At 67.0% G+C, this 5950-nt stretch carries 4 protein-coding genes; all 4 read left to right on the top strand.

All coding sequences use genetic code 11. The features are described from left to right. Positions 1-662: 662 nt before the first annotated feature. Positions 663-3254, top strand: a complete 2592-nt coding sequence (locus tag MUO23_03850; protein ID MCJ7512085.1) for a GAF domain-containing protein — start codon at positions 663-665, stop codon at positions 3252-3254. Between the two features lie 39 nt (positions 3255-3293). Next, on the top strand, positions 3294-4130 hold the full coding sequence (locus MUO23_03855; GenBank protein MCJ7512086.1) for a hypothetical protein: 837 nt from the start codon (positions 3294-3296) through the stop codon (positions 4128-4130). Between the two features lie 125 nt (positions 4131-4255). Then, positions 4256-5326: an asparaginase gene (locus tag MUO23_03860; protein MCJ7512087.1), complete on the top strand. Its 1071-nt coding sequence runs from the start codon at positions 4256-4258 to the stop codon at positions 5324-5326. Position 5327: 1 nt separating this feature from the next. After that, on the top strand, positions 5328-5950 hold a 623-nt coding region (gene rsmG, locus MUO23_03865), incomplete at its 3' end, for a 16S rRNA (guanine(527)-N(7))-methyltransferase RsmG (protein MCJ7512088.1).

Below are 5950 nucleotides of genomic sequence, written 5' to 3' on the forward strand. Positions count from 1 at the left end.
CTGGAGTTCCGAATCCGGCCCGGGGTGCGGCACGACGATCTCGGGACGGCAAGCCGATGCGGGAGATTCTACCTTCTTCTGGGCGGGGGCAAAGCGCGGCGGTGTGGCTGCGGGAGCAGTCGATGGCCTGAGATCGCCGTTAGTCGAGGAGCAAGGCGCCCATGCCCGGGAGCAAACCGATCATTGGGGCTGCTGTTGCACGCTCAGGACTTTCTTTGTCTGGCCTGGCGCAGCTTCCCTTCCACCGAGCATTGCGGGCCGAGCGGTGGGGCCTCGCAAGGGGGGATGGGCCCCCTCAACGGGGGGAGCAGTTCTGTCCCTTCCCCGTGGAGTGGGCGGTGGAGCCGCTCGGTGATCTGAATACAGGCAAGCGTAGCGACGCCGCGCGGGCCTTCCGCATGGACTGCGGAGGGGCCGGCGTCGGGATTTGATCGGCTGGAGCGAGTCGCCCGCAGGAATCGGGACCTACGCCTCGGATCGCGCCGCCATCCGAGGCGGCTGCCACCTGCGCCAGCGGGTGCCTCGGCGAATAGTCCGCAGTCGCGCTGGCGGAGCGCAGGCAGACCGCTGTGCTATACTGCCGGAGAACAGTCACCCAGAGAGCGTGGGCCGGGTCCTCGGTGCACGCCAGGCGTGACGGCGGGTTGAGAGGAAGGCCCCGAGTGTCAGCCACCAAGGGCAAGCGGCGCGCCAGCAGCCGTGCGCAAGACTCGCTCGACCTGCTCTTCTCCATCAGCCGTGAATTGACAGCCCAGTTAGACCTGCGAAAGCTGCTGCAGCGGATTCTGCAACTGACGCTGGAAAGCACCGGCGCGCCCAGCGGCAGTATCCTGGTGGTCGGCGAGCGGGGCAAGGTGACAGAAGGCGCGCTGGCCTACGAAGGCCGGGTGCACGACCACACCGCCGACCAGCTCAACGACACCTTCGAACGCGGCCTGGCGGGCTGGGTGGTCGAGCACCGGCAGCCGGCATTGGTGGTCAGCACCCGCGAGGACCCCCGCTGGCTGCGCCGGCCCAGGCAAGAGGCGGACGGCGAGACTCGGTCGGCGGTCTGTGTCCCGCTGACGACCCGCGACCGCGTGGTGGGCGTGCTGACGCTGGTCCACCCCAAGGCCGGTTTCTTCACCGAAGATACGCTGAACATTCTGACGATCATCGCCGATCAGGCGGCCATCGCCGTGCAGAATGCCCACCTGTTTGCGGCGGAGCAGGAACGTCGCCGGTTTGCATCGACGCTGCAGGAGATCGCCCGCGTCATCAACTCGGCGCTGGATCCGAACCAGGTGTTTCCCCAGGTTCTACAGCAGCTGGAGCGCCTGGTCGAATATGACAGCGCCAGCATTATGGTTGTGGATGGCGACCGGCTCCGGCTGGTTGCCGCCTCCGGCTTCCAGGACAACCACGGGATCCTCGGCCACACCCTGCCCGTCGATGATCGCCTGCTGACGGGACTCGTGCTCAAGACCGGCCTGCCGATGATGATCGAGAACGTGCAGGGCCATCCGGGTTGGGTGCTGTCGGACGGCTTGGCTGAGTCGACCCAGATCCGCGGCTGGATCGGGGCTCCGCTGATCGTGCGCGAGCATGCCGTCGGCATATTGAATGTCGACAGCCACCGTGCGGCGGCCTACGGGCAGCCCGAAGTCGACGTGGTTTCGGCCTTTGCCGATGTGGCTGCCACGGCGGTCGCCAACGCCACCCTGTTCGCCGAGAGTCAACGCCAGGTTCGGGCGTTGGCCGCCCTGTCTGAGACCGCCCGGGTGGTGACCGCCAGCCTGAACTTGGATGAGGTCTTGGAGCGAATCCTGACCCAGACCATCCAGACGTTGAATGTCGAGGCCGCCTCGCTGGCCATCCTGGACGAAGCCACGGATGAACTGGAGTTCCGTATCGCCCGCGGCGAGCAAGCTGGCGCAGTGCAGGTCATGCGCATCGCTCGGGGCCAGGGGATCACGGGGTGGGTGGTCGAGCACGGAGAACTGGCCGTCGTCGCCGAAGTCGACCGCGATAGCCGCTTCGATCCCGAAGCCGATACCCGGACCGGTTTCAAAACGCGGGCGATGGCAGTGGCGCCGATCCAGGTTCAGGATCGGACGATCGGTGCGCTGGAGGCCATCAACCCGGCCCGCGGGGAGTTCGTCCCGGAGCAGGCGGAACTGCTGATGGGCATCGCCGGCCTGGCGGGCAGTGCCATTGCCCATGCCCAGTTGTTCTCGGAGACGCAGGCCGCCCGCCAGTTGTACAGTGGTTTGTTTGAGGACAGCGTCGATCCGATCCTGATCAGTGATTTGCAGGGAGGGATTACCGGCGCCAATCAGCGGGCGGAGGCCTTCCTGGGGACCAGGCGTCAGAGCCTGGAAGGCCGGCCGGTTCAGCAAGTGGTGACGGCGAATGGGGCGAGGTTGTCTCAAGACTGGAACGGACTGGCGCCCGGCGAGGAGATCAGCGCCAACGCTCAAGTCAGGCATGCCGATGGGCGGATGCTCCCCGTCGAAGTCCATGTGCGCCGGGTGGATATCGGGCGCCAGCCGTTCCTGCAGTGGATCCTGCGCGATGTCTCGGAGCGGCAGGCATTGGATGAGCTGCGTGCCGACCTGACCTCGATGATCTTTCACGATCTGCGCTCGCCGCTGGGCAACGTGATCTCAAGCCTGGAGGTGCTCCATGCCTCCCTTCCAGCGGAGGACGAAGCGGTGCAATCGGTGCTGGGCATCGCCCTGCGATCCAGCCGCCGCCTATCGCGGCTCGTCGAATCGCTGCTCGACCTGGGCCAGCTCGAATCCGGCAATGCGGTGCTGCACAAGGCGCCAGGCGCCATCGGGACGATCATCGTCGAGGCCGTCGAGGAGGTCTACCCGGTGGCCGAAGCCAAAGGGCATCTGCTGCAGTTCGCCTTCGCGCCCGGGGACCTGCCTCAGGTGGACATGGACTCCGACATGATCCGGCGGGTGCTGATCAACTTGCTGGAGAACGCCATCAAGTACACCCGCAGCGGAGGCCGGATCACTATCTCGGCGCGGCTGCAGGACACGCAGGTGTTGATCAGCGTTGCCGACACCGGACCGGGCATCCCTGCCTCGGCGCAGCAGCAGGTTTTCGAGAAGTTCTCCCGGATCCAGGAAGAGGGGCGGCCCAAGGGGCTGGGCCTGGGTCTGGCGTTCTGCCGGCTGGCGGTCGACGCCCACAACGGCAAGATCTGGGTCGAGAGTCAAGAAGGCCTAGGCTCGATCTTCCATTTCACCTTGCCTGTATAATCAGCTTCCCGAAATCCTCCGACTGCGGCAGGAGCGAGCATGCGAACGTTGGCCCCAGGCGTATATCTCGAAAGCCGCTACCCCGCCATCCACCTCGGCGCGATCGCCTCGGAGTCCGAAATCCTGCTGGTCGATTCGCCCTTGAGGACCGAAGACGCCCGCGACTGGATGGGGGCACTGTCCGGCCACGGTCAGCCGCGCTACCTGGCATTGCTAGACTATCACCCGGATCGGTCCCTCGGCGGGCGGAACCTCGACCTGCCGATCCTGGCGCATGACCTGACCCGGGAGGTCATGACCTCCTGGCCGGACGCCTTCAAGGGAGGCACACGCCCCATCGGGGCGGAGTCCGATCGCCTCAAGCGCATCACCGGTGTCGGCAAGGCTGTGCCAGAAGTCACCTTCGCCGATTCGGCGATGGTGCACGTTGGCAAGCGGCAGGCAGAGCTGATCCACCGACCCGGGCCCCTCCCCGGATCCATCTGGGTGGCAGTTCCTCAGGCGAAGATAGTCTTTGTGGGCGACCTGGTGACTGTGAGCGAACCGCCGTTCTTCGGCGAGTGCGTCATCGACTCATGGATCGCCTCGCTGGCCGAACTCTCCGGACGACGCTGGAAGGACTACACCGTGGTCTCCTCCCGCGAGGGTGCGGTCGGCCGAGAAGCGCTGCGGGCGATGACCCGGCTGCTGCAGAAAGTCGAGGCGCGCCTGGAGAGGGTCGGCGGACGAAGCGTGGCGGCGCAAGCCTGCCAGGCGCTAGCGGTGCAGCTGCTGCGGGGCTACAGGCTGAGCGGGTCGCGGCGGGAGCAGGCGATGATGCGCCTGCAGCTCGGGCTGACCCGCCTGCATGCCCGACTGTACCTGTCCGAGAGCTAGGTCGGGAGAGCCAAGACTCCCCGCCGCGCCCCCGGGCTGCTTCGAGGGGCGCGCCGAGAAGCACTGATCTCAGGCGGTGGCAGGCTGGGCCTATCGCAGCCGGGCTAACACCGAATCGAGGGCGAATGGCGGCCGGATACCTGCCGGTGCTCGAAGTGACCCGCGGCGAGGTCGTCGAGTCGATTCACTACGGGGCGGTGGCGGTGGTCAGCGCTGCCGGCGACCTGGTCGCCAGCTACGGTGACCCCGGGAGCGTCACCTACCTGCGGTCGAGCGCCAAGCCCTTCCAGGCGCTGCCGCTGATCGAGAGTGGAGCGCTGAAGCACTTCGGTTTGTCCTCGGAGCAGCTGGCTGTCATCTGCGCTTCGCACTCGGGCACCGACGAGCACGTGGCCGCTGTGGCCTCAATCCATACCCAGGTCGGCCTCTCCGAGGCCGACCTACAGTGTGGCACCCATCCCCCGGATGATCCGGCGACGCGACGCCGAATGCAGGAGACCCATCAAGTCCCTACCCCGATCCGCCACATGTGCTCAGGCAAGCACAGCGGCATGCTGGCCGTGAGCCGGCACCTGGGTGCGCCGCTGGCCAGCTACCTGGAGCCCGATCACCCCGCCCAGCGTCGGATCCTCGAGGCCCTGGCGGAGATGTCTGGACTGCCTGCGGCGCGAATCGCTATCGGGACGGATGGCTGCTCGGCGCCGACATTCGCTCTGCCCCTGCAGGCTGCGGCCCAGGCCTTCGCTCGGCTGGCGGATGCTGCGGGTCTGGGCGAGGTGCGCCGCGCTGCCAGCCAGGAAGTCTTCTCCGCCATGGTCACCTATCCGGCGATGGTGCATGGGGCCGGCGAGTTTGACACGCGCCTGATGCAGGTCGGCCGCGGCGAGATCCTGTGCAAGCGGGGCGCCGAGGGATATTGCGGGCTGTCGCTCCGCCCCGGAGCACTGGGCCGCGGTTCGCCATCCCTGGGCGTGGCCATCAAGATTGCCGACGGCGACCTCGGCCGCCGGACCGATGTTCCCCCCGGGAACCGGGCCGTGAGCCGCGTCGTGCTTCAGACGCTGCACGATCTCGGCGCGCTCACCCCAGCCCAGGAAGAGGAGCTGGCGGAGTTTGGCGCGCAACCCGTGATCAACAAGCGCCGGCTCGAGGTCGGGTGGATGCGCCCATGCTTCTCGCTGGACCGAGGCAGCTAGCGTGGCAAGCGTGGCCCTCGACGGCCTGCAAGAATCGGCCAGGGCTCTGCTGGGGCTGCAGCTCACACGGCGGCAGTTGGATTCCTTCCGCTGGTACGCCAGCGAGCTCCTGGCCTGGAACAAGCGCCACAACCTGACGGCCATCACCGATCCGCTGGGGATCGAGATGAAGCACTTCTTGGATTCGCTCACCTGCCTGCTGGCGATGCAGCCCAAACGCGGAGACCGGGTGGTGGATGTGGGAACCGGTGCGGGCTTTCCGGGATTGCCGCTGAGAATCGTCTGCCCGAAGATCCAGCTGACGCTGGTGGAGGCCACGGGCAAGAAGGCGGATTTCTGCCGGCATGTGGTGGAAGAGCTTGGGCTGGAGGGTGTGGTGGTGTTGCATGCTCGGGCGGAGGATGTGGGCCATATGCCCGAACACCGGCAGGTGTATGACTGGGCGCTGGCCCGGGCCGTGGCGCAGCTGCCGGTGTTGGTGGAGTGCATGCTGCCGCTGCTGCGGGTCGGCGGGAAAGCGATCGCCCTGAAAGGCGAGACGGGGCCGGCCGAGGCCCACGCCTCGGAACGGGCGCTGCGGCTGCTGGGCGGTCGGGTGGACTCGGTCATCCCAATTGAGCTGCC

This window comes from Anaerolineales bacterium, assembly GCA_022866145.1.
Classification (GTDB): Bacteria; Chloroflexota; Anaerolineae; order Anaerolineales; family E44-bin32; genus PFL42.